A 23618-nucleotide genomic window follows, 5' to 3' on the forward strand; every position below is an offset into this window, starting at 1 on the left:
ATTGTAAATTGTACACTAAGACGGGAGTGCAGAGAAACTTAGTTATCTGCGAAGTACTGTAGTGATAGGCTTAAATTTAGCTGAGAGTACTATAGAAGAAAAGGGAGGTGATGACCATGGTCGGCAGATTCAGAAGAATGCTGTCAGATAGGGAAGATGAATTCAGTTTATCAAAGTTGAGTAGGCAGCATTTTAAATTCATATGCAGTTATTTAAAGCCACATTTATCTAAATTAATATGGGCTACTCTGGCTATGCTAACAGTTACCATAACTACTCTAGCTGGGCCCTATCTTACTAAAGTTGCAGTTGATGATTATATCTTAAAAGGTGATCTTCAGGGATTGAATCTGATATTATTAATTATGTTAGGCACTTATGGGGTTTTTTGGTTTTCATCTTACTGGCAAAGATATCTGTCCAACTGGGTAGGGCAGGAAGTGGTCAGCAGTATTAGAGAAGATCTGTATCAGCATATTCATACTCTTTCTTTAGACTTTTTCCATAAACAGCCGACTGGTGATATTATTTCAAGATTGACCAATGATGTAGATGCACTTTCGGAAATTATAACCAATGGATTTATACGCTTTCTCAATGATTTACTGACCTTAGTAGGAATAGTGATCATTATGTTAAGGCTCAATTTCAATTTAGCACTAATCACTTTTACTAGTATACCGTTGATTTTAATAATTGTTAATTATCTAGGTAAGAAGATGAGAGTAGCTTATCGAGAAGTACAAGAAAAGTTGGCCCAACTTAATTCTGATGTTGAAGAGAATATTTCGGGGATTAGAGTAGTGCAAGCTTTAAATAGAGAAAGGGTCAATGCAGGTAAATTTAATCGTTTAAGTTGGAAAAGTCTAAAGGCTAATCTTAAAGCTGTTTCTGTCTTTGCACTTTTATTTCCAGCTATGACCTTTAGTAGAGTACTAGGTGAAGCTTTAGTACTCTGGTATGGTGGTTGGAATGTAATTAATGGAGGATTAACTTTAGGAGTATTAGTGGCCTTTCTTGGGTATGTCCGCCGCTTCTTCTTTCCACTGGCTGATTTAAGTCAGGTTTATAATACATATCAATCGGCTGGAGCAGCTTTAGACAGAATTTATGAATACTTATCTATTCCATCAGATATTAATGATTCTAATGAAGCTTTAATTCAATCGAACAACTTCAAGGGTGGTTTCAGCTTTGAAGAAGTAAACTTTGCTTATGAGGATACACCTATTATAAAAAACTTTAACTTACAGGTAACACCAGGTGAAGTTTTTGCATTAGTAGGGCCAACTGGTGCGGGAAAATCAACTTTAGTTAATTTATTAACTAGATTATATGGGGTAGATCAAGGTAAAGTTGCCATTGATGGTATGAATATAAATCAAATTCCAATCAAAAAGTTACGCCAGATGATCAGTGTTGTAACTCAGGATGTCTTCTTATTCAATACTTCGATCATAGAAAATATTCGTTATGCAGTCCCTACAGCTACAGATAAAGAGGTTAAAGAAGTAGCTAAATTGATAAATGCCCATGAATTTATTAATAAACTACCTAATGGTTATCAAACTCAGGTTGGAGAAGAAGGAGTTAAGTTATCTGGGGGACAGAAGCAGCTTATTTCCTTTGCCCGAGCTCTATTGGCTGACCCTCTAATTTTAATCTTAGATGAAGCAACTTCCAGTGTAGATGCTTATAGTGAACTCTTAATTCAACAGGCACTAGAGACTTTACTTGCAGATAGAACAGCATTAATTATTGCCCATCGTTTTTCAACTTTAAAGCAGGCAAATAGAATAGGAGTTTTGCAGAATGGAGAGTTAATAGATGTTGGTACTCATAATGAGTTATTGAGGGATAATTCATTGTACTGTAAATTATTTAAAAAACAGAGTAATGAAGTAATTTAAATATAAAGTATAACTAGTAAATTAAGGTTAAAATAAATAAAATTTAAAGAAGAGATTTAATTATTTTACATAATATATTAAATGTAGTATAAAATCAGCATATGTTAAATTAAAACTAAATATAGTAAATAATTAGGTGCCTTTAGCTTAATGTCAAAGGAGAATAGGGAATTAGATGTAAATCCTGAACAGGCCCGCTACTGTAACTAGCAAAAGAGCAATGAACAATGAACAATGAACAATGAACAATGAACAATGAAAGTTCAAAAAATCATTAATTTTTAATTACTAATAAGACTTAATAAAACTTAATAAAACTTAATAAAACTATTTGGATATTTCAATATTTAGGGAAGGTGAAGTCTATAAGCTAGAAGCCAGGAGATCTGCCTAATTATTGACTAGGTTGTTGAATATTTAATCTAGATGATTATTGAGCTCAACAATCTAGAACCTACTAGATCTTCGATGGTGATGATGTTGAAAATGTAGAATTAAAAGGGGATAATCAAGTTTTAATTACTGTTGCTGAACCTAATGCAGCCTTTCTTTATAATCTAGGAAGAACTCGGATTATTCTTAAATATATTTGGGAAGATGTAGATAACCCCGAAAAGTTTCTTAAAGAAGAGGCAGTTGTAGGAACTGGACCATACCGCTTAGCGGATTATGGTTAAGAGCATGGTACTTATCGTTTTGAAACTTTTGAGGACTTCTGGGGGCCAAGGCAGAATGTGAAAGCTATAGAATTTGTACCTGTTAGTGAAAGTATTTTGCCTTCTGATCATGCGATGTATAATCCTGAGGTTAAGGATTATGATTGTGATGTAGATAAAGCAGAGGAATTACTGGTGGACTTAGGTTATGATCAGGTTAATGAGGACGGAATTCGCTATAATGAAGCTGGTAAAGAGTTAGTCTTTACAATATTTATAAGGGGTTGCACAGTCAGAATAGCAGAGATACTGAAGGAACAGTTAGCTGAAGCAGGCATTGGCCTAGAAGTTCAGAGTGCAGAAAGTCAGACGCATGATGGTCGGCTTAGAAATAATGAATACGAGTTAGCTATTCATAGTGGAGGTGGCTGGGGAGGTGACCCAGATTATTTAAGAGGAAGATTTATGACTCCAGCTGATGATGAGGAATATGTTGACACACAGAGTTTAGGTTATGAAAATCAAGAGCTGAATCAATTATTGGAAGAGCAAAGGTTAGAACTTGATGAAGAAATGCGTCAAGAAATAATCTTTGAAATTCAGGAAATATTGGCTGAAGATGTACCAGAAATACCACTCTATCATCCAGCCGGCTATACAGCTTATAGACCAGATAAGTATGATGGCTGGATGTTTATGTTCGCTCATCATTCTTTAACTCATCTTAAACTTTCTTATCTGGAAAGGGGAGGATAAAGAACGTTTCAGTCAATTATGGGAGGAGGTTGTTTTTGATTTAATCAAACAGCCAGCAGATAAATTCTTTGAAATTAAAGAGGTTAACGCTAATCTACCTTAGCATGTACTAAGGTTTGCAGATATTTTCTGTGTGTCAGCTTAAAGATTTATTCTGTACTGAGTCTCCAACTTAAAAAGGCAGTATTGATTCCTGAGATAAGTAATGGGAAAAGGTATGTAACTAATCTAGTTAAGAGTACTATAGCGAGTCCGTTAGTAGCTGAAATTCCATTTAAAGTCAAGATTAAAACCATTGTTGCCTCATAGGAACCTAGTCCTCCTGGTGAAAGTGGAATCATACTTACACTATAAGCACTATAGGTTGCTATAGCAATTAGGGTAAAGGTAGATTGGACACCTAACATAGAGATAATATAATAAACATGGATTGGATAAATAAACCATACAACTGCTGATAAGAAATAGAGTTTAATTAATTCTTGGTTACTGATCAGATTATTTGTTTCTTCGATTGCATTACTGAAAAATGCTATTGATTTATTGACTAGAGATAATTTGAGGAACTTATTGATTAGAGAAGGCTTTGAAGAATTATTACAAGATAACTCTTTTAAAGAGTTATTATTACTAACTTTAGAATATAAAAGAAAAATGATTATAAAAGTAGTAGATAAAGCTAAGAAAGATAGATAAACAGCTGGAGGTAATTTAAAAGTAAAGATTGATGCCCCTAAAAAAACACTACAAATAACTAAAAAGGGTAAAAAAGATGCGAACTTATTGATCAGTAATAGAGAGGTCGATTTTTCATAATTAATTTTAAATAGTCGATTAAGTAGGTATAACTTGGTTGCTTCGCCCCCAACTTTAACAGATGGTGTAATATTTTCAGTAAATTTTGCTGCTAAATGAATACTCATTACTTTCTTGAAGGAAAGGGGTTTTTGAAATTTAGATATTAAGATATACCATTGATAAGAAGTTATTGTCAAACTTATTAATTGAAGAATACATAAACTAAAAATTACAAAATAGTTAGTATGGCGTAACACTTCTGCTGTACTTTCCCAATCAATAATGAAGAATGATGCTAAAAGGATAGCTATTAAGATTAAAAATGGGATGATCTTTTTGAACATGGTTACAAGCCTCCTCTAAACTAAGCAGCATAATTTAAATAACTACATTAATTATATTAAGCTATTTTTTGGTTGTCAAGCAAAATATTAATATGTAATGTTGTAGAAAGGAATTTGTTGACGAAAGGGAATGTTTTTTATTATAATGGAAATAACAATATGTTTTAATTAATGGTTTTGGGTTAAGGAATTTGTTGAAAAATCAAAGAAAGAAGGGGCTTGATAATATGATTGATTGTAGATTATGGTTAGATATTAATTTCAAGTTAAAGGATGGAGTGGTTGTATCAGGTGAGTTTTATGTTTAAGATAGAAAGAAGATTTTTATTTCCTAATTTGATAACCAGTTTGAATCTGTTCTTTGGATTTTTGAGTATTTTAATGTCTTTAGAAGGAAACTTTTTAGTGGCTGCTTGGCTTGTATTATTTGCAATAGTATTTGATGGTTTAGATGGGAAAGTTGCTAGAAAATTAGAAGGTTATAGTCAGTTTGGAAAGGAATTTGATTCATTTTGTGATGCAGTCTCTTTTGGAATAGCACCTAGTATTTTAATTTATGCAACGTTGACTACTGAAAGCTATTTTAAGTCAGTAATTATTCCAGTAGCATTTTTATTCATGTTAGCTGGTATTGTCAGATTGGTCAGATTTAATATTGAGACTGAACTTTCTGCAACCAAGGGAGACTTTATCGGGATGCCGATCCCGGCTGCAGCTGGATTATTGGCCTCTTATTATATCTTTACAAATGCAGTTTGGGGCCAATTTTTAGGTCTGGGTTTATTTCTAGGAATGGCTGTTCTTGTATCCATTTTAATGGTAAGTAATCTACCACATCAAAACATCTCAAATTTACTGGCTGCAATAAATTATAAATATCTTATTATTATTTTAGTAGTATTATTATTAGCTGCAGAGTATTTAGTTTTTCCATTATTTATTGTCTATATTTTAATTAATCGGCTACAGGATCTTAAATCTAATGTTGAAGAGTATGTAAGTTTTATTAATCAGGGCAAATAAAGCTGTGAACCTCACCACCTAAATCAAAGATTTAGATGGAGTTTTCTTTGGGTTTTTTTATAAATTAATGAATTTTTAATTGTTTGGCTTGACTGACAGTCCTAGTTAGTGTATAATATTAACAAATTGAATTAAATTTACATTTTAGGTTCAACAAGTTTATTGTTGATTAAAAGGGAATCAGGTGAGAATCCTGAACGGGCCCGCCACTGTAACTAGCTATAAAAGCAGTGAATAATGAATAATTAATAGTGAATAGTTGAAGTTCAAAATCAAAAACTATTAATTATTGATTGCTAAAAGGACTTAGTAAGACCACTTGGATTAACTGGTAACTAGTAGCTAGTGATTGGTAATTGGTAACTAATTACTAATCACAGATTACTAATTACTGGCCTCCAGGGAAGGTCAAGTCTATAAGCTAGAAGTCAGGAGACCTGCCTAATATTGATCCTACTCTGTCTTCGATGGCAAGGAAGGTAGGTAATTAGTTGTATTGGCTAATTATCCTCGATCCTTATTTGTTGGATTGAGGTCTTTTAGGTTTTATATCTAATTATCCCCGATCTTGTTGTTGAGATCGGGGATTTTGTTTGGATTAATAAAATTATAGTAAGTCCCTCCTATTTTCAATCTTTAGCTAAAGCAGAATTTTTAGTTAAAGATTGAAAAAGGTTTTTTATTAAATTACATTAATTGGTAAAGTGGTTGCGTAATCTTACACTATTATTATTTTAATAATAGGATTATGTTGCCATAATTAAATAAAGATAATATACGAGGAGGAATATGTAAATGATTAAAGGACAAACTAAAAAGTTGATGTTGGTAGTCTTATTGACAGTGTTATGTGTAAGTGTTGGAGGTGGTCAAGTTTTTGCTCACGGCCATCACATGGAGATTGCTGAGTTTGAAGTGATTGATCGCAGCGCTGATGATGTAACGGCATATGTACATCATGATCATTGGCATGGTGAACTTCCAAATGTGCCAGTTAATGAGGATATTTCACTTGGTGCCTATATTGAGGACGAGCATGGAGATGAGATAGAGCTTGGTTCTGAGTATGAATTAAGGGCTCGTCTTGCTGATGGTGCAGCTGAAGGGATAGTAGAATTTCATTCTCACGGAGATCATGTCCATGTTGTTGGTGAGTCAGAAGGCGAGACTGATATAGTATTTGAATTGTGGCATGGGGATCATGTTGACTATGAAACACCTGAAATTACTGTTCAGGTTGGTGACGACGAGCGTGGCTTCTTTAGTAGAATTTTTAATTTTTAATTAAGAATTATAAGTTTTATTATGATAATTTAAATATCCCGATCTTCGATTATGGAGATTGGGATGTTATATTTTCAAAGTAGTCTTATGAATTGAATCAAAAGTAAAAAAAATGCTTTTTTTGTTTTAACAAGCAGGATAAAATTGCTTACTGTTGAATAATTAAGGTAGATTAAGATTTTAAAAGTGAATATTTTTATTTTAGTAATTAGGTGTCTTCAGTAGCTGTTAACAGCTACTGAAGAAGAATAGGGAATCAGGTGAGAATCCTGAGCGGGCCCGCCACTGTAACTAGCTATAAAAGCAGTGAATATTTAATACTGAATATTGAATAATTAAAATTCAAAATCAGAAAACATATTCATTGTTAAAAGGACTTAATAATACCACTTGGAGGAACTAGTAACTAGTGATTAGTAATTGGTAATTAGTAAATTAACAACTAACTATTAGTCATAAATCACAAGGCACTATTTGCTAACCCCTAGGGAAGGTGAAGTTCTTATAGCTAGGAGTCAGGAGACCTGCCTAATTATTGAGCCTACGGATCTTCGATGGTAAAGAGGAGTAGGTAATTAGTATAGTGGCTAATTATCCTCAATCTTGCTAAAGAAGATTGAGGGTTTTTATTTTAAGAAAAGAAAGGAGGGATTAATTCAATCCGGAAATAATGGTGATGGATTGAACTGGGTATTATTATGATGAAGTTCTTTTTTATTATTTAGGAAATTATGCTTTTCAAAGATTGTGGATAATTTTTATTTTTACTGGTTTGCTTAACCTTAGACTTAGCCTTAGACTATGACCGGAGGTCATTTTGTTCTTGATATTTATTACTTTAAAGAAGAGGAAAAATGACTAAGATCTGATTAGAAGTAAGAGCGAAATAAGATTTATTAGAATAAAAATAACTTCTTGATAAAAGAAGGGATTTTTTCTTACTTGCAGAATAATTTAGTTATGAGAATGGTAGAAGATATTGGGCAAAAAGTTAGAAAAATCATGAAATTGTCAACTGAAAATTTCTTTAAAAAGGAGAGGTTAATTAAAATGAATTCAAATAAATTTTTGAAAATGATAGTTATTATCTGTTTAATAGTAGGGGTTGTGGGAACTAGTGCTTATGCTCATCGGATGATAGTAGATGAACCTGAAAATGGTGAAGTACAGGTTAGATTTGATGATGGAACGGTAGCACCTGATGCAGATGTGACTTTGTATGATGAAGCAGAAGAGGTTATTTTAGAAGGGCAGACCGATCAGGATGGAATTTTAAGTTATGATCCAGCTATTGAACCTTATCAAGTAGTTGCAAGTGATGATGTAGGTCATCGAGCAGTCTGGTCTTCAGATGGAGAAGGGGAAGGTTTTTTTATGATGCTTCCTGCGTGGGCGAGAATCTTACTTGGATTAGCTATATTAGTCTTCCTAGCTGCTAGTATGATGTTTTGGAAGCAAAAGCAGTCAGTAAATAATTAAGTTGGGAGTGATTAATGATGCATATTTCAGAAGGTGTACTTTCTGCTCCGGTCTTACTTACAGGAGCAGCTGCTACGGCTGCAGGAACAGCTATAGCCTTAAAAAAGATAGATAATGAGGATATTCCGCAGGTGGGGATAGTTTCAGCAGCACTATTTGTAGGAAATTTAATTCATATACCAATTGGGCCAACGAGTATTCACCTAGTCTTAAATGCGATAGCTGGAATCTTATTAGGGTGGAAGGCGTTTCCTGCTTTCTTAGTGGCCTTTTTACTACAGAGTATTTTATTTCAGTTTGGGGGGCTGACTGCTTTAGGGGTCAATGTCTTTATGGTTGCCCTTCCTGCTGTTGTCTGCCATTATTTATTTAAAGTTTTGATCAAGAAGGGTGAAAGTAGTAAGTGGCTGGGAATTAGTGGTTTTATCTGTGGGGCAGTAGCTATAAGTTTAACTGTAATTTTATTGATGTTTTCTCTTATATTTACTCATGATTCCTTCTATGAAATGGCCCGGATGATCTTGGCAGGTAATTTAGTGTTAGTGATTATTGAGGCTTTATTAACAGGATTCTGTTTAGTCTTTTTACGAAAGGTTAAACCTGAGTTATTTATTGATCTTCAAGTTGAAGGTGGAGGTCTAAAAGGAAGTGAAAGGGTATGATTGATCTTAATCAGGGATTTGCTCAAGGATCAAGTTGGGTGCACCAACTTGATCCTAGAGTAAAAATAATGACCATTTTTTTATTAGCTGTAATATTAGCTGTTGGAGAGAGTATAATCATGTTATTACAGGCTTTAGCTTTTACGACTTATTTGGTACTGGCTGCTAAGTTAGAGTTAAAAAAGGTCTTGAAGAGATTAGTAGTAGTTAACTTTTTTATTCTAGGGATCTGGGTATTTGTGCCTGCTACCTATCCTGGAGATGCCTTAATGCAGGTTGGCCCCTTGAGTATTTCTACAGCAGGGGTTATTTATGCTACTAAGATTACTTTAAGATCAAATGCTATTATGTTAGGAATAATTGCTTTGCTCTCTACTTCAACAGTATCTTCTTTGATGCAAGCTATGAGATGGTTATATGTTCCTGAAAAGATAGTTTATTTATTTTTCTTTGTTTATCGGTATGTTCATGTTATTTGGAAGGAATTTAATAGATTATATGATTCGATGTTGATGCGAGGTTTTAAAGCTGAAACTAATTTGCATTGTTATAAATCTTATGCTTATTTGATTGGGATGCTGTTGGTTAGAAGTTATGAGCGTTCAACGAGAGTTTATGAAGCTATGTTATGTCGAGGGTTTAGAGGGGAGTTTCATAATCTTGATGATCTCAGTTTTTCTAATCAGGATCTAAAGATATTTTCAGGGATATTAGTCTTTATCAGTTGGATTATTATTTTGGAGAGAGGAGTTTTCCTTATATGATAGATTTGAGAAATATTTCATATCAGTACGAGAATGGAGAAGAAGTTTTAAATAATTTTAATTTAGCATTAAAGCCAGGAGATAAGATAGGATTAGTTGGACCTAATGGAAGTGGGAAAACTACTTTATTTAAAATAATTATGGGCTTGTTAACCCCTAAGCAAGGGGAAGTAATTATCTTTGATCAAAAAAGAGAAAAAGAGGAAGATTTTGTTGAGGTTAGAGAGAGGGTTGGTTTTTTATTCCAAGATTCTGATGATCTCCTCTTCTGTCCTACTGTTGAGGAGGATCTTGCTTTTGGCCCGCTTAATTTGGGGAAGAGTAAAGAGGAGGCTAAACGGATAGTTAATGAAACTCTGGATATAATTGGAATGAAAGGCTTTGAGAAAAAGGTGAGTCATCGATTATCAGGAGGACAAAAAAGGATGATAGCTTTTGGTGCTGTTTTGGCTATGCAGCCTGAAGTATTATTATTAGATGAGCCTTTTTCGGGTCTGGATGAGGAGGCAGTAGAGAAGATGGTTGATATTTTGAATAATACTGATAAATCTTATCTAGTTGTTTCCCATAATGAAGATTTGATAGATAAGGTTACAAATAAACTTTATTATATGAACGAGTAAAGAGCATTGAATAATGAATATTGAATATTTAATAACCATTAAAAACATACTGCATATAGAAGGTGGTCATTTGAATTGTACTATATGTAGTATGAGAAAATATTTTGATGTTTTTTATGGTCAATTCATTAAATATTAAATGAAGTTTTAGGTGTTTTTTGGTTCCAACTATTCAATATTAAGTATTAAATATTAAATGAATTTTAAGGGGGAAAATCAATGAAAACTGGAATTATTGTTTTAGGTCATGGAAGTAGAGCAGCAGAAGCTAGTCAAGTCTTTGCAGAAATTGTGGACAAAGTTAGAGAAAAAGTGGATTATGAATTAGTTGAAGGAGCAGCAATGGAATTAGCTGAACCTAGTTTACAAGATAGTGTAGCAAAAATTATCAAAGCAGGAGCAGAAAAGGTAGTTATTGTTCCTTTGTTTTTATTTCCAGGAATACATATTCAAGAAGATATTCCTAATTTAATTGAGGAATTAGAAGCAGAGTATTCTGAAATTGAGTTTGAGTTTGGAAAGAATCTTGGTGCTGACGATAAGATTGCAGATATTATTGTTGAACGAATTGAGGAAGTTAATTAAAATATTGTGTCACTTTCGTGCCACAATATTGAGTTGACAGTTTACGGTTTACAGTTTACAGTTAAAAATCAAAACATTAAAGACTTAAGACCATTAAACACCTTTGTAATTATAGGTTTAGAGTGGTTTTGATTTTAATGTTTTAATGCTCTTAACTGTCAACCGTCAACTGTTCACTGTCAACTGATATAAAGTGGCAAAATGCCACTTTATATCAATTAAATTTAACAGGGATGGTGAAAAAATGGAGATAATTAAGCAACCACAAAAAATAGAAGATAAAAGTATGAAGATTATTGATGAAGAAGTTGGGGGATTTGATTGTTCGCCACAAGAGGCTAAAGTGATTAAAAGGGTGATTCATGCTACTGCTGACCTTGAATTTAAGGAGCTAGTAATTATTTCTGATAAGGCGATAGAGTCAGCTTTAAAGGCATTAAAATCAGGGGCCAACATTGTAACTGATGTTAATATGTTGAAGCAAGGAATCAGTAAGCGTAAGACAGCAGAGTTGGGTAATGAGATTAATTGTTTTATCAGTGATGATGATATTGCTCAAGAAGCTAAGGAAGTAGGGGTTACTAGATCGATGATGTGTATGAGAAAGGCAGTTGAAGATTCTGATAATAAGATATTTGCTATCGGAAATGCTCCAACGGCTTTGTTTGAATTGATGAAGTTAATTGAAGAAGGGAAAGTAGAGCCAGATTTGATTGTTGGAACTCCGGTTGGATTTGTAGGAGCTAAAGAATCTAAGGAAGAATTAGAGAAGTTAGATGTGCCTTATATTACTGTCCGAGGAAGAAAGGGAGGCAGTCCAGTCGCTGCTTCGATTATGAATGCATTGTTATATCAAATCGACTAATCTTAAGTTTAAGGCTGAGGAAATGGTTTTTATTACGAAGGGTTTTTATAAATCCGAAGGTAAGGCTAAGTCAACCGTTAAAAGGATAAGGGTCTAGCTTTTACTCAAGCTTAGACTTAACCTTAAACTTAAATTTGTTTGTCAACTATTCAATATTAATTGTTAATTATTAAATGCTTTTCAAAGGGGTAGCATTATGGGATTTGAATCTTACATAATTAGAGATGGTGAAAAGTTGAAGCGAGGTTATACGACAGGAAGTGCTGCAGTAGCCGCTGCTAAGGCAGCAACTAAGATGTTAATGACTGAACAAGAGGTTAAGACAATCAAGATAGATACTCCAGCAGAGATTGAGCTTGAGTTAGAGGTTGTTAAAACCAGTTATAACGATCAGCAAGCTACAGCTTCGATCATTAAAGATGGTGGAGATGATCCAGATGTGACAGATGGTTTGGAGATTGTAGCGCATGTGGAATTGCTTGATTCACCTAAGATTGAGTTAGATGGTGGTCAAGGGGTGGGCCAAGTCACCAAACCAGGATTAGCAACTGAAGTGGGTGAGGTAGCGATTAATCCTGTCCCAAGGAAGATGATTATAGACGAAGTTAAGAAGGTATTACCTGCTGAGCGAGGAGCCAAGATAGTAATTGAAGTTCCCAAGGGAGAAGAGACGGCAACTAAGACTCTCAATCCACAGTTAGGGATTGAAGGTGGGATCTCGATCTTGGGAACGACGGGAATCGTAGAGCCTATATCCGAGCAAGCCTATAAGGATTCTCTAGTATTGGCGATTGATCAGGCTTTAGCTACAGGAGAAGAGGAGTTGGTCTTTGTCTTTGGTAATTATGGTAAGAGGATGGCTGCTAAATTGGGTTATCAACCGGAGCAAGTGATCAGAATGAGTAATTTTGTTGGCTTTATGTTGAAGTATGCAGTAGAAAAAGGGGTCAGTGAGCTGACTTTAATAGGGCATTTAGGTAAGTTAGTTAAGGTGGCTGCAGGTATCTTTAATACTCATAGTTATGTAGCTGATGCTAGAAGGGAGACAATAGCAGCTTATACCGCTGCCAGTGGTGGTCAACAGGAGTTGATCAAACAGATTTTGGCTGCTAATACTGCAGAGGAGACAATAGAGTTACTTAAAGAAGCTGAGCTGACAGAGGTCTTTGACTTGTTGGCTAAGCGGGTTGCAATCAGAGCCGAAGAGTATGTGAAGGGTGAGTTGGAAGTAAGGAGTTTACTCTTTTCGATGGAAGAAGAAGTTCTAGGAAGTTATAAAATTGACAATTGACAGAATGTACAATGGACAATTAAAAATCTTTTAAAGTTTTTTATTTTTAAGGGGTTGATCTTTAATTGTAAATTGTCAATTATACATTGTAAATTAATGTTTGTAAAGCGGGGGTGGCTAGATGAATAAAATTTATGTTTTAGGGATTGGTCCGGGTACTAAAGATTATGTACTGCCGATTACGGATAGACTTGTTAGAGAAGCCGATCTTCTGATTGGAGGAGAGCGGGCTCTAGCTTTATTTGCAGAATATAATAAAGAAGAGATGGTAATTAAGGCTGATTTAGCGAAGATTAAAGATTATATTGAAGCTAATTATCAAAACCAACAGATTGCAGTCTTAGTTTCTGGTGATACTGGTCTATATAGTATGCTCAATTATTTAAAAAGGCATTTTTCTGAAGAAGTATTGGAGGTTGTGCCAGGAATCAGTGCTATGCAACTAGGTTTTGCTAAGGCTAAGCTCAGTTGGCAGGATGCTAAGTTGACCAGTCTGCATGGCAATCAAGATAAAGAGGAACTATTAGAATTGCTTGCTGAGTATGATAAGATTGGTTTCTTTACCGATAATAAGTTTCCTCCGCATCAAATTGCTGAATATTTAACAGCGGAGGGTTTAGGAGATAAACAGGGGATTGTAGCTGAGAGGCTTTCTTATCCAGAAGGGAGAGTGATTAAGGGAAGTTTGGCAGAACTGAGTGAGCAGGAATTTGGAGGTTTGACAGTGATGGTGATCTGTGATGAGTAGGTGGCAGTATCAAGTTCCTGGTATTCCTGATACTGAATTTATTAGAGGTGAATTGCCAATGACCAAAGAAGAGATCAGGGCGGTTACTATCTCTAAGTTGAGATTGAAAGATGATACAGTGATGTATGATATTGGTGCTGGAACCGGTTCGATCAGTATTGAAGCTGCTTTGGTTGCTCAAAAGGGGCAGATTTATGCTATTGAGCGTGAAGAGGAAGGAATGGAGTTGATTTCTCAGAATATGAAGCAGTTTGGAGCCGATAATATCGAATTGATTCATGGTGAGGCACCAGAAGCTTTAACTGATTTACCACCAGTCGATCGGGTCTTGATCGGTGGTAGTGGGGGGAACCTAGATCAGATCTTAGAAGTGGTAACTGATAGATTAACTCCTAAAGGAAGGGTTGTTGTCAATGCTGTAACGATGAATACTTTGACTGCAGCTTATCAAAAGTTAGAAGAGCTTGACTATCAGCTTGATATCTGTAACCTAGCAGTTACGAGAACAAGAGAGGTTGGTAGTTATCAGATGTTTAATGGATTAAATCCAGTTTATATTATTAGTGGAGAGAAGAGGTGACAGGATGAGTGGTAAATTATATGGTTTAGGAGTTGGCCCAGGTGATCCAGAATTATTGACCTTAAAAGCTAAACGAGTCTTAGAAGAGGTTGATATGATATGTACTCCGCAGTCTAAGAAGGGCAGAGATAGTGTTGCCTTACAGATAATTAAAGAAGAGGTGGATTGTCAAGGACGAGTCAAAGAATTACTCTTTCCAATGATCCATGATCAGGATGAATTGAATAAATTTTGGGATCAAGCTACAGAGGAGATGGTTGCTTTATTAGAAGAGGGCCAAGATCTTGCTTTTATTACGATTGGAGATCCCTTATTATATAGTACTTATATTTATGTTTTAGAGCGAATTAAGAATAATCATCCAGAGATTGAGGTGGAGACAGTACCAGGAATTACTTCGATAGCTGCAGCTAGTTCTCGAGTCAATATACCATTGACTGAAAAGGATGAGAAGTTGGTCATTATTCCAGCAACTTATGGTTTAGATAAGTTAGAAGAGATAATTAAGCAGCATGAAAATATTGTTTTATTGAAGGTGGCCAAGCATTATGATCAGATTGTTGAGCTATTGGCTAAGTTAGGTTTGAAGGGCCAAGCTTGGTTTGTCAGTCGCTGTGGGCAAAAGGATGAAGTGATTACGAAGGATTTAGATTCTTTGGTGGGAACGGAGATTGATTATTTATCAATGATGATCGTTAAGAAATAGTGACTGGTGACTAGTAATTAGTAATTAGTAATTAGTAAAAAGCAATGAATATTGAATATTTAATAAGTAATAGTTAAAAACCAATTAACAATGGACAATGTACAATGTACAATTAAAAATCCTTAAATGTTTTGATTGTAAGAAGGGTTTTAATTGTCAATTATCAATTGTAAATTGTCAATTGATAAAATCGAGGGGGTAGGTCGATGAAGGTTTATTTTATTGGAGCAGGAGCAGGTGATCCTGAATTATTGACAATCAAAGGGATGAAAGCGTTAGAGCAAGCAGAGGTTGTAATTTATGCAGGATCATTGGTCAATCCTAAAGTTTTGGACTATGCTCCACAAGCGGAAGTTTATAATAGTGCAAGCATGACTTTAGAAGAAGTATTAGACAAGATGGAAGAAGCAGTAGCAGATGGTAAGATAGTAGCTCGAGTTCATACAGGTGATCCTAGCATTTATGGAGCGATTCAAGAGCAGATGGATCATTTAAAAGAAGTAGGAATTGAGTATCAGATTATTCCTGGGGTCAGTTCATTCTTAGCTGCAGCTGCAGCAGTAGAACGAGAGTTTACTTTACCAGATGTTACTCAAACGGTAATTGTAACTAGAATGGAAGGAAGAACTCCTGTACCAGAGAAGGAGAAGTTGGCTAAGTTAGCTCGGCATAATGCTTCAATGGCAATCTTTTTGAGTGTTCAGATGATTGAAGATGTAGCAGCAGAGTTGGCTAAGGGGTATTCTAGCTCAACACCGATTGCTGTAATTCAGAAGGCATCGTGGTCTGATCAAAAGGTAGTCAAGGGTACTTTAGAAGATATAGCTGAGCAGGTTAAGGAAGCAGGAATTAATAAGACTGCTATGATCTTGGTCGGTGATTTCTTGGATACCGAATATGAAAAATCTAAGTTATATGACAAGAATTTCACTCATGAATTTAGAAAGGCTAAGGGCGAATGAAACTAGCTATTGTTGCTTTAACTGAAGAAGGTAAGAAGTTAGCTTGTAAGTTAGAACAGAACCTGGAAGCTGACATCTATTTACCAACTAAGTTATCAGCTGAAGGAGAGGTAATTGAGTTTGATTCTTCGTTAAAGGAGCTAGTAGATCAGTTATTTAAGGAGTATGATGGTATTATCTGTATCATGGCCTTAGGAATTGTGGTACGGGTGTTGGCCCCTTATGTAGCTGATAAACGAGAAGATCCAGCAGTAATCACTATTGATGAGACGGGCCAACATGTGATCAGTACCTTATCTGGTCACTTAGGTGGGGCCAACTGTTTAACTGAAAGGATAGCAGGACTGATTGAAGCTGAGCCTGTGATTACAACTGCGACCGATTGTCATGGTAAGTTGGCTTTTGATCTGTTGGCTAAAGAGCTTGGTTGTGAGATTATTCCTTTCTCTAATTTGAAGTTGGCCAATGCAGCGTTAGTCAATGGGAAGAGAGTCAATATCTTTACTGATCTTAAGCTTGATTTAGAGTTGGATCAGAATGTTAGGTTATTTCCATTAGATAAGTTAGGAACGGTAGAAGGATTCCCTGTTATCATTTCTGAACGAGACGTTACGATTGAGGAGCCTTATTTGCAGTTGATACCGCAGAATATAATTGTAGGTCTTGGCTGTCGGCGGGGAGTCAGTAAGAAGCAGGTGAAGGAAGCTGTTGAGTCAGCTGTAGCAAAATTAGAGCTGAGAATTGAGAGTGTTAAGAAGTTAGCAACGGTTGATCTGAAACAGGATGAAGCTGGAATTTTACAATTCGCTGAAGAATTGGAACTTCCAGTTGAGATTGTTTCTAGAGCAGAGATTAAGGAAGCGGACTTTGAATATACTACTTCAGAATTTGTTAGAAAACAGATAGGAGTTGGTGGTGTATGCGAGCCAGTAGCGATGTTGAGTGCCAAAAGAGGGGAGCTGATCTTATCAAAAACAGTAATGAATCAAGTCACAGTAGCAGTAGTCAAGGAAGTATCTATGTTGTAGGAATTGGCCCGGGTAATATTGAACAGATGAGTTTAAGGGCTTATCGGTTGTTACAAGAGGTTGATGTAGTAATCGGCTACAAGACCTATATTAAGTTGTTGGATGAGTTAGTATCTGAGGAACAAGAAGTGATTGAGTCACCGATGATGAAAGAGGTTGATCGAGCCAACAAAGTAATTGAGATAGCTCAAACAGGTAAGAGTGTAGCAATTGTCAGTAGTGGTGATCCAGGAGTTTATGGCATGGCTGGTCTGATCTTAGAGGTGGTTCAAGAAGAAGAATTAGACTTACCAGTAGAAGTAGTTCCAGGGATTACAGCTGCTAATGCAGCAGCATCTTCTTTAGGAGCACCATTGATGCATGATTATGCGGTAATCAGTTTAAGTGATCTTTTGACGCCTTGGGAAGTAATCAAAGATAGGTTAGCTAAAGCTGCTCAAGCTGATTTTATCGTAGCATTATATAATCCAAAAAGTAAGCAACGGACTGAGCAGATTGAGGTAGCTCAAGAAATCTTTTTAGAGCATAGAGCTGGAAGTACACCTGTAGGAATCGTACGTAAGGCTAAGCGAGGAAATGAAAAAGTTGTGATTACTACTTTAGCTGAGATGTTAGAAAAAGATATCGATATGTTGACGACAGTGATTATTGGTAACTCTGAAACATTTACAGCTAATGATTTGATGATTACACCGCGGGGTTATAATGTATGATTTTAGTTTTAGCTGGGACTAAAGATAGTCGTGAGATAATCAAAAGCTTAAAAGAGGCTGGTAAGGAGTTAGTCGCTTCTGTAGTGACAGATTATGGCTATCAGTTAGTATCCCGATTAGGAGTTGAAGTGATTCAACAGCGTTTAGATCAAGCATCTATGGCTGAGTTGATTAAAAAACGAAGGATTAATCTTGTAATTGATGCAACTCATCCTTTTGCAGAAGAGGTTTCTAAAACAGCAATCGGGGTCTGTAATAATTTAGATGTTGATTATCTTCGTTTTGAACGAGAGGAGATTGAAGCCCCTAAGCAGGAGTTGATTATTGAAGTCAATAATTATCGAGAAGCTGCTAGAAGGGCCAACGAATTTAACCGAGTGCTATTGACAATAGGTAGTAGAAGATTGAATTACTTTGTTGAGGAAGTCGATAATTGGGAGCAGAGATTAGTAGCACGGATTTTGCCTACTTGGCAGTTTGTTAAGCAGGCAGAAGAGTTAGGATTTACTCCTCAGAATCTAATTGGGATGCAAGGACCTTTCAGTAAGGAGTTAAATCAAGCAATCTTAAAGAGATATGATATCTCAGTCTTAGTTACTAAAGCAAGTGGTAAGACTGGTGGATTAGAGACTAAATTAAGAGCAGCTTTAGACTTAGAGATTCCAGTAATCTTGATTACTAGACCACAGTTGCCTACAGATAAGATTGTAACTGATTATCAGAAGTTATTGGGAGAGATTGAAGATGAGTAAATTGATCTTAGTATTAGGTGGAGCAAGGAGTGGAAAGAGTAGTTTTGCTGAGGATATTGTAGAGAAATTAGGAGGGCAAGATGTAATCTATGTTGCTACTTCTGAAGTACGAGATGAAGAGATGAAAGAAAGGGTTACTAGACATCGCCAATCTAGACCACAAGAATGGCGGACAGTTGAGGAATCAAAGGCAGTCAGCCAAGCATTGGCTGAGCTTGAGGATGATTCAGTCGTCTTGCTTGACTGTTTGACGGTCTTACTCTCTAATCTGGTCTTGGCTGATAGCGATTTAGCAGAAGATGAGACTGATTTTACTTTACAGGCTAAAGAGGAAGAGATCTTGGCTGAGGTTGAGCGGATAATTGATGTAGGAAGGAAGAAGAATTTAGAGTTGGTCATTGTTTCTAATGAAGTCGGGCAAGGTGTAGTCCCTCCTTATAAGTTAGGTCGAGTCTATCGTGACCTAGTCGGCTGGGGCAACCAACGGGTTGCTGATCAAGCTGACGAGGTTTATATTACCTATGCAGGACTGCCAGTTGAGATTAAGGAACTAGGGATGAAAACAAGAGCGAAGTTCAATGAATAGAGAAGAGCCGCTAGTAGGAAATTACAATTTTAAAGCAGTAAGTTGTCAGCGGCTCACGCAGAGTTTTTTGGTTTATAAAAACTCGGAGGTAGAGAATAGAGAATAGAGAATAATTATTAGGATATTCACAAGTTGTGTGTTTGTTAAAAGGTTTTGAACTTAACTATTCACTATTAAATATTAGTTATTAATTGCTTTTAACGAGGGGGTGTTTAAATGGCAGAGGGAATTATGCTCCAAGGGACAGCATCAAATGTAGGAAAGAGTATCTTAACTACTGCTTTATGCCGGATCTTTGCTGAAGATGGCTATCGAGTAGCTCCTTTTAAGGCTTGGAATATGGCTCTAAACTCTTATGTAACTAAAGATGGAGGGGAGATTGGTCGAGCTCAAGCTGTCCAGGCTAAAGCAGCAGGGGTTGAGATTAATGTTGATATGCAACCCTTTTTGGTTAAGCCCAAGGGAGGTGGTCTATCCCAAATCATAGTTAGAGGAACGCCGATTGGTGATCGAGGTTTGGATCGCAAAAATGAAGATTATATTGACTGGGCAGTGGAGATTATCGATCAATCTTTGACCGCTTTAGGTCAGGATTATCAAGTCTTGGTTATAGAGGGAGCAGGAGCTGCAGCAGAGATCAACATTAAGGATCAGGATCTGGCCAATATGAGGATTGCTAAGTTAAACCAGACTCCAGTCTTGTTGGTGGCTGATGTTGATCGGGGTGGAGCTTTGGCATCGGTAGTTGGTACTTTGAAGTTATTAGAACCTGAAGAAAGGAAACTTGTTAAAGGAATTATTTTAAATAAATTTCGCGGGGATTATGAGTTATTAAAGCCTGGACTTGATATTTTAGAAGAGAAGACGGGTAAACCGATTGTGGGGGTCATTCCTTACTTTAAAGGCTTTAAGATTCCTGATGAAGATGCAGTTGTTCTGGATCGATTCGATTCAGAGGAGGCTGAGATTAAGATTGGGGTGCTTAAGTTACCCCATATTTCTAATTTTACTGACTTTGATGCTTTGGCTGAAGAAGAAGAGGTAATGGTTGATTACATAACTAAGAATGATGAATTGGCTGATTATGATGCTTTAATCATTCCAGGAACTAAGAATACAGTAGCCGATCTACTCTATTTACAGGAGGAAGGTTTGGCTGAGCGAATAATTGAACTAGCTGAGCAAGGGATGAATATTGTAGGAATCTGTGGTGGGTATCAGATCTTAGGAACTAAATTGATCGATCCTAAGCTGGTTGAAGGGACAGAAAAAGAGTTGACTGGACTGGGCTTGTTAGATTTAGAGACGACCTTTAATCAAGCTAAGACGACCCATCAAGCAGAGGCAGTGATTGAGTCAGACGTAGGCTTTATGGCTGAGTTAGTTGGTAAAGAAGTAACAGGATATGAAATCCATATGGGCCAAAGTAAGTTGGGAGCAGAGGCAGTACCTTTCTGTAGGATTGAAAAGCGGTCTCAGCAGGAGGTTGAGGTAATTGATGGTGCCTGCAATCAGACAGGTTCAATCTGGGGGACTTATCTCCATGGTATCTTTGATAATCATCGCTTTAGATTGGAGTTTATCAATCACTTACGCCAGCAAAAGGGTTTGGAGTTGTTGGAGGTTGATTCAACTGCCAGTCAAGATAAATTAGAAGAAGGTTATCAGAAGTTGGCTGCAATAGTCCGTGAAAATCTAGATTTAGATTATATCTATCAGGTTTTAGAAGAGGATGGGATGCTGTTATGACAGGAAGAGCGATTATGTTTCAAGGAACAGGTTCAGATGTAGGAAAGAGTGTTTTGACTGCTGCTATCTGTCGAATTTTGGTACAGGATGGTTATTCTGTAGCTCCTTTTAAGTCACAGAATATGGCTTTAAACTCTTATATTACTAAAGCAGGAGGAGAGATCGGGCGGGCTCAAGCTGTCCAGGCAGAGGCAGCTAAGGTTGATGCTACGATCGATATGAATCCAATCTTGTTGAAGCCGAAGGAGGATACTTCTTCACAGGTGATTATCCATGGGCAAGCCAGTCGGAATATGACTGCTCAGGAATACTTCAGTTCACAACAGGTTGGATTACAAGCAATTGAGGAGTCTTTAGAGCGGTTAAAGGATGAGTATCAGATCGTTGTTTTAGAAGGGGCAGGTAGTCCGGCAGAGGTCAATCTTAGAGATTATGATTTGGTCAATATGCGGATAGCAAGGTTAGCTAAGGCACCAGTAATTCTAGTGGCTGATATAGATCGTGGTGGAGTATTTGCCTCGATCATTGGTACCTTTGAGCTATTGAATGAGGAAGAGCGAGAGCAGATTGAAGGGATTATCATTAATAAGTTTCGTGGGGAGGTCAGCCGACTCCAATCAGGGATCGATTATGTAGAAAAAGAGACAGGGGTGCCAGTACTAGGAGTACTTCCTTATTTTGAAGATTTTAAAGTACCAGAAGAAGATTCAATTCCTAGCTCTGTTCAAGGAGCAGAGGATTATCAATTGGAGATTGTAGTTATTAGACTACCTCATATCTCCAATTTTACTGATTTTGATGCTTTAGCCAAGGAGCCGGGGACTAGAGTACGTTATGTTGAGTATAAAGAGGAGCTTGGCGAGCCTGATTTGATCATTATTCCTGGTAGCAAGAATACGATTGAGGATTTGGAAGATTTATATCAGACAGATTTTGCAACGGAGATAATTAAGAAAGCTGAAGGTGGAGTACCAATTGTTGGAATCTGTGGTGGCTATCAAATGCTAGGAAGAGTGCTCTATGATCCTGCTGAAGTTGAGACAGAGCGGGGTCAGATTGAAGGTTTGGGTCTGTTGGATCTGGAAACGACCTTGGCTACTGATAAGATTACCAGTCAGGTTCGAGCTAGAGTTACAGGAGATAACGGTTTTTGGGGACAGTTAGAAGAAGGGGCGGTTACTGGATATGAAATTCATATGGGACGGACTGAATTAGGGGTTGATTCTCAGCCTTTATTGGAGATTACTGAGCGATCAGAAAGAGAAGTCAGTGTAGCTGATGGTGCTTGTAGTTCTGATGGTTTAGTTTGGGGGACTTATTTGCATGGCATCTTTGATAATGATCATTTAAGGCGTCAGCTAATCAACTTCTTGCGGAGTAATAAAGGGTTGACCCCGCTTGAAGATGAAGTGATAGAGATTAATTCAGAGCGGGAAGAAGCTTACGAAAAGTTGGCTGCTGGTGTTAGGGAGAATCTGGATATGGAGAAGTTGTATGAAATTCTATTTTAAGTTTATAGTTGATAATTGATAATTGATAGTGAATAGAAAAATCTAAAAGCGGATTTTTTCATTACGAAGGGTTCTAAGAATCCAAAGAAGATAGTTAACAAACCTTAAAGCCCTAAAGTATTGTTATGTTTTAGCAGCAGAGTTTTTAAAAGGGTTAGGTTTTGGGTTTAACTGTAAATTATCAATTGTTAATTGGAGAGGGGGAGCAGATGGAAAACTACCTAGTATTAATAGCAGTAATCATTGATCTGCTAGTCGGTGATCCTAACTTTTTACCCCATCCAGTCGTGATAATTGGGAAGGGAATCATTTGGTTAGAGCTAGGATTGCGGAAGATATTTAGTGGTAAGCTGGGACTGAAGATAGCTGGAGTTATTCTGTCAGTAGTAGTGATTGGGAGTACTTATCTGATTAGTCAGTTAATCTTAGAACTCTTTTTTGGAATCAATTATCATTTAGGATTAATCATTAATATTTGGTTATTATCGACTACAATAGCAATTAAAGGATTGGTCGGAGCAGGCAGAGAAATCTATAATCAATTAACTACCGATCAGCTTAAGCAAGCAAGGAAGAACTTAGGTTGGATTGTAGGACGGGATACAGATTCTTTAGAAGAAGGAGAGATTGTCAGAGGGACGATAGAGACTTTGGCTGAAAATACGAGTGATGGGATTATCGCTCCTCTATTTTTTGGTTTGATTGGGGGAGCTCCACTGGCCTTGGCTTATAAAGCGGTCAATACTTTAGATTCAATGGTTGCTTATCAGAATGAGAAGTATCAAGATTTTGGTTGGGCTGCTGCTAAGATTGATGATCTGGCTAACTTGATTCCAGCCCGCTTGACCGGAGGATTATTTGTAATAGCTGCTGTATTCTTAAATAAGGAATGGAAGTTAGCGTTAAAGACGATTATGAAGGATGCTAAGAAGCACCCTAGCCCCAATGCTGGTTTTCCAGAAGCAGCAATAGCAGGAGCATTACAGATTCGGCTAGGAGGGGTCAATTATTATCAGGGTCAACGTAGCAAACGAGCTTATCTAGGTCAAGCTAAGGTTGATTTTACTAGTGAGCTGATTCAAGATACGATCAGGTTGATCTATTGGAATACTGGAATCTTTCTCGGGGGATATTATTTGCTTAGCCTAGTGCTTAGATAGAAATTCAAAATCTGGGAACCACGAATTGACACCAATAGACACGAATATAATCATCTAACTTTAAAATGGAAGATATATTAAAG

23 protein-coding genes and 3 riboswitches are annotated in these 23618 nt (G+C 36.5%); of the genes, 22 read left to right on the forward strand and 1 reads right to left on the reverse strand.

Translation table 11 applies throughout. The features are described from left to right. The first annotated feature begins 116 nt into the window (after positions 1-116). Together MWH25_RS01675 and MWH25_RS01680 are read left to right on the forward strand one after the other, a co-directional pair. Complete coding sequence (locus MWH25_RS01675; RefSeq protein WP_248625137.1) at positions 117-1910, forward strand: ABC transporter ATP-binding protein; 1794 nt, start codon at positions 117-119, stop codon at positions 1908-1910. Between the two features lie 117 nt (positions 1911-2027). Continuing rightward, positions 2028-2318: riboswitch (cobalamin riboswitch) on the forward strand. Positions 2319-2644: 326 nt separating this feature from the next. After that, positions 2645-3322 (forward strand): ABC transporter substrate-binding protein, encoded by a 678-nt coding sequence (locus MWH25_RS01680; RefSeq protein WP_248625139.1) that lies wholly within the window; start codon positions 2645-2647, stop codon positions 3320-3322. Between the two features lie 149 nt (positions 3323-3471). Here the strand turns inward: MWH25_RS01680 and MWH25_RS01685 are convergent, their stop codons facing one another. Continuing rightward, complete coding sequence (locus MWH25_RS01685; protein WP_248625141.1) at positions 3472-4464, reverse strand: lysylphosphatidylglycerol synthase transmembrane domain-containing protein; 993 nt, start codon at positions 4462-4464, stop codon at positions 3472-3474. Between the two features lie 300 nt (positions 4465-4764). Here MWH25_RS01685 and pssA point away from each other — a divergent pair, with 300 nt between their 5' ends. The 20 genes from pssA (at position 4765) to cbiB (ending at position 23535) form a co-directional block, all read left to right on the forward strand. Continuing rightward, entirely contained in the window at positions 4765-5487 is a 723-nt protein-coding gene (pssA, locus tag MWH25_RS01690) for a CDP-diacylglycerol--serine O-phosphatidyltransferase (protein ID WP_248625143.1), read from the forward strand. 129 nt (positions 5488-5616) lie between these two features. Then, positions 5617-5946, forward strand: a riboswitch (cobalamin riboswitch). 336 nt (positions 5947-6282) lie between these two features. After that, positions 6283-6771 carry a hypothetical protein gene (locus tag MWH25_RS01695; RefSeq protein WP_248625145.1) on the forward strand — a complete coding sequence of 163 codons (489 nt, stop codon included), beginning with the start codon at positions 6283-6285 and terminating at the stop codon, positions 6769-6771. Between the two features lie 193 nt (positions 6772-6964). Continuing rightward, a riboswitch (cobalamin riboswitch) is annotated at positions 6965-7317 on the forward strand. Between the two features lie 420 nt (positions 7318-7737). After that, a complete protein-coding gene (locus MWH25_RS01700) occupies positions 7738-8250 on the forward strand; it encodes a hypothetical protein (RefSeq protein ID WP_248625147.1) in 513 nt (170 codons plus the stop codon). Positions 8251-8264: 14 nt separating this feature from the next. Then, positions 8265-8912 (forward strand): cobalt transporter CbiM, encoded by a 648-nt coding sequence (cbiM, locus tag MWH25_RS01705; protein ID WP_248625149.1) that lies wholly within the window; start codon positions 8265-8267, stop codon positions 8910-8912. Then, on the forward strand, positions 8909-9676 hold the full coding sequence (cbiQ, locus tag MWH25_RS01710; protein ID WP_248625151.1) for a cobalt ECF transporter T component CbiQ: 768 nt from the start codon (positions 8909-8911) through the stop codon (positions 9674-9676). Before cbiM ends, cbiQ begins: the two co-directional genes overlap by 4 nt. Beyond that, the gene (locus MWH25_RS01715; RefSeq protein WP_248625153.1) at positions 9673-10299 is read left to right on the forward strand and encodes an energy-coupling factor ABC transporter ATP-binding protein; all 627 of its coding nucleotides are present in this window, start codon (positions 9673-9675) and stop codon (positions 10297-10299) included. Before cbiQ ends, MWH25_RS01715 begins: the two co-directional genes overlap by 4 nt. 219 nt (positions 10300-10518) lie before the next feature. After that, entirely contained in the window at positions 10519-10884 is a 366-nt protein-coding gene (locus tag MWH25_RS01720) for a sirohydrochlorin chelatase (protein WP_248625155.1), read from the forward strand. Positions 10885-11128: 244 nt separating this feature from the next. Further along, positions 11129-11749 (forward strand): precorrin-8X methylmutase, encoded by a 621-nt coding sequence (locus MWH25_RS01725; protein WP_248625157.1) that lies wholly within the window; start codon positions 11129-11131, stop codon positions 11747-11749. Between the two features lie 196 nt (positions 11750-11945). Beyond that, a complete protein-coding gene (gene cbiD / locus MWH25_RS01730) occupies positions 11946-13040 on the forward strand; it encodes a cobalt-precorrin-5B (C(1))-methyltransferase CbiD (RefSeq protein ID WP_248625159.1) in 1095 nt (364 codons plus the stop codon). Between the two features lie 121 nt (positions 13041-13161). Beyond that, positions 13162-13788, forward strand: a complete 627-nt coding sequence (gene cbiE, locus MWH25_RS01735) for a precorrin-6y C5,15-methyltransferase (decarboxylating) subunit CbiE (RefSeq protein WP_248625161.1) — start codon at positions 13162-13164, stop codon at positions 13786-13788. Beyond that, positions 13781-14368: a precorrin-6Y C5,15-methyltransferase (decarboxylating) subunit CbiT gene (gene cbiT / locus MWH25_RS01740; protein WP_248625163.1), complete on the forward strand. Its 588-nt coding sequence runs from the start codon at positions 13781-13783 to the stop codon at positions 14366-14368. The genes cbiE and cbiT overlap by 8 nt, the downstream gene beginning before the upstream one ends. Before the next feature lie 4 nt (positions 14369-14372). Next, positions 14373-15074, forward strand: a complete 702-nt coding sequence (gene cobI / locus MWH25_RS01745) for a precorrin-2 C(20)-methyltransferase (protein ID WP_248625165.1) — start codon at positions 14373-14375, stop codon at positions 15072-15074. A 206-nt stretch (positions 15075-15280) separates the two neighbouring features. Further along, positions 15281-16036 (forward strand): precorrin-4 C(11)-methyltransferase, encoded by a 756-nt coding sequence (cobM, locus tag MWH25_RS01750; RefSeq protein WP_248625167.1) that lies wholly within the window; start codon positions 15281-15283, stop codon positions 16034-16036. After that, positions 16033-17064 carry a cobalt-precorrin 5A hydrolase gene (gene cbiG, locus MWH25_RS01755; RefSeq protein ID WP_248625169.1) on the forward strand — a complete coding sequence of 344 codons (1032 nt, stop codon included), beginning with the start codon at positions 16033-16035 and terminating at the stop codon, positions 17062-17064. The genes cobM and cbiG overlap by 4 nt, the downstream gene beginning before the upstream one ends. A gap of 26 nt (positions 17065-17090) precedes the next feature. Further along, positions 17091-17777 carry a precorrin-3B C(17)-methyltransferase gene (gene cobJ / locus MWH25_RS01760; RefSeq protein ID WP_345947211.1) on the forward strand — a complete coding sequence of 229 codons (687 nt, stop codon included), beginning with the start codon at positions 17091-17093 and terminating at the stop codon, positions 17775-17777. Continuing rightward, positions 17774-18529 carry a precorrin-6A reductase gene (gene cobK, locus MWH25_RS01765; protein ID WP_248625173.1) on the forward strand — a complete coding sequence of 252 codons (756 nt, stop codon included), beginning with the start codon at positions 17774-17776 and terminating at the stop codon, positions 18527-18529. Before cobJ ends, cobK begins: the two co-directional genes overlap by 4 nt. Further along, complete coding sequence (cobU, locus tag MWH25_RS01770) at positions 18522-19115, forward strand: bifunctional adenosylcobinamide kinase/adenosylcobinamide-phosphate guanylyltransferase (protein ID WP_248625175.1); 594 nt, start codon at positions 18522-18524, stop codon at positions 19113-19115. Before cobK ends, cobU begins: the two co-directional genes overlap by 8 nt. A 216-nt stretch (positions 19116-19331) precedes the next feature. Next, positions 19332-20864 carry a cobyric acid synthase gene (locus MWH25_RS01775; RefSeq protein WP_248625177.1) on the forward strand — a complete coding sequence of 511 codons (1533 nt, stop codon included), beginning with the start codon at positions 19332-19334 and terminating at the stop codon, positions 20862-20864. After that, positions 20861-22375 (forward strand): cobyric acid synthase, encoded by a 1515-nt coding sequence (locus MWH25_RS01780; RefSeq protein WP_248625179.1) that lies wholly within the window; start codon positions 20861-20863, stop codon positions 22373-22375. Before MWH25_RS01775 ends, MWH25_RS01780 begins: the two co-directional genes overlap by 4 nt. 209 nt (positions 22376-22584) lie before the next feature. Continuing rightward, on the forward strand, positions 22585-23535 hold the full coding sequence (gene cbiB, locus MWH25_RS01785) for an adenosylcobinamide-phosphate synthase CbiB (protein WP_248625181.1): 951 nt from the start codon (positions 22585-22587) through the stop codon (positions 23533-23535). Positions 23536-23618: the final 83 nt, after the last annotated feature.

It is taken from the genome of Natroniella acetigena (assembly GCF_023227745.1).
Taxonomy (GTDB): Bacteria; Bacillota; Halanaerobiia; order Halobacteroidales; family Halobacteroidaceae; genus Natroniella; species Natroniella acetigena.

Excerpts from the sequence above, each read along its gene's own strand:
- cobK (WP_248625173.1), top strand. The coding sequence starts at position 17,774 with ATGATTTTAGTTTTAGCTGGGACTAAAGATAGTCGTGAGATAATCAAA.
- MWH25_RS01720 (WP_248625155.1), top strand. The coding sequence starts at position 10,519 with ATGAAAACTGGAATTATTGTTTTAGGTCATGGAAGTAGAGCAGCAGAA.
- cbiQ (WP_248625151.1), top strand. The coding sequence starts at position 8,909 with ATGATTGATCTTAATCAGGGATTTGCTCAAGGATCAAGTTGGGTGCAC.
- cbiB (WP_248625181.1), top strand. The coding sequence starts at position 22,585 with ATGGAAAACTACCTAGTATTAATAGCAGTAATCATTGATCTGCTAGTC.
- MWH25_RS01695 (WP_248625145.1), top strand. The coding sequence starts at position 6,283 with ATGATTAAAGGACAAACTAAAAAGTTGATGTTGGTAGTCTTATTGACA.
- MWH25_RS01715 (WP_248625153.1), top strand. The coding sequence starts at position 9,673 with ATGATAGATTTGAGAAATATTTCATATCAGTACGAGAATGGAGAAGAA.
- MWH25_RS01685 (WP_248625141.1), bottom strand. The coding sequence starts at position 4,464 with ATGTTCAAAAAGATCATCCCATTTTTAATCTTAATAGCTATCCTTTTA.
- cbiD (WP_248625159.1), top strand. The coding sequence starts at position 11,946 with ATGGGATTTGAATCTTACATAATTAGAGATGGTGAAAAGTTGAAGCGA.
- cobM (WP_248625167.1), top strand. The coding sequence starts at position 15,281 with ATGAAGGTTTATTTTATTGGAGCAGGAGCAGGTGATCCTGAATTATTG.
- MWH25_RS01675 (WP_248625137.1), top strand. The coding sequence starts at position 117 with ATGGTCGGCAGATTCAGAAGAATGCTGTCAGATAGGGAAGATGAATTC.
- MWH25_RS01780 (WP_248625179.1), top strand. The coding sequence starts at position 20,861 with ATGACAGGAAGAGCGATTATGTTTCAAGGAACAGGTTCAGATGTAGGA.
- cbiE (WP_248625161.1), top strand. The coding sequence starts at position 13,162 with ATGAATAAAATTTATGTTTTAGGGATTGGTCCGGGTACTAAAGATTAT.
- cbiG (WP_248625169.1), top strand. The coding sequence starts at position 16,033 with ATGAAACTAGCTATTGTTGCTTTAACTGAAGAAGGTAAGAAGTTAGCT.
- MWH25_RS01725 (WP_248625157.1), top strand. The coding sequence starts at position 11,129 with ATGGAGATAATTAAGCAACCACAAAAAATAGAAGATAAAAGTATGAAG.
- MWH25_RS01775 (WP_248625177.1), top strand. The coding sequence starts at position 19,332 with ATGGCAGAGGGAATTATGCTCCAAGGGACAGCATCAAATGTAGGAAAG.
- cobU (WP_248625175.1), top strand. The coding sequence starts at position 18,522 with ATGAGTAAATTGATCTTAGTATTAGGTGGAGCAAGGAGTGGAAAGAGT.
- MWH25_RS01700 (WP_248625147.1), top strand. The coding sequence starts at position 7,738 with ATGGTAGAAGATATTGGGCAAAAAGTTAGAAAAATCATGAAATTGTCA.
- cbiM (WP_248625149.1), top strand. The coding sequence starts at position 8,265 with ATGATGCATATTTCAGAAGGTGTACTTTCTGCTCCGGTCTTACTTACA.
- cobI (WP_248625165.1), top strand. The coding sequence starts at position 14,373 with ATGAGTGGTAAATTATATGGTTTAGGAGTTGGCCCAGGTGATCCAGAA.
- pssA (WP_248625143.1), top strand. The coding sequence starts at position 4,765 with ATGTTTAAGATAGAAAGAAGATTTTTATTTCCTAATTTGATAACCAGT.
- cbiT (WP_248625163.1), top strand. The coding sequence starts at position 13,781 with ATGAGTAGGTGGCAGTATCAAGTTCCTGGTATTCCTGATACTGAATTT.
- cobJ (WP_345947211.1), top strand. The coding sequence starts at position 17,091 with ATGAGTTTAAGGGCTTATCGGTTGTTACAAGAGGTTGATGTAGTAATC.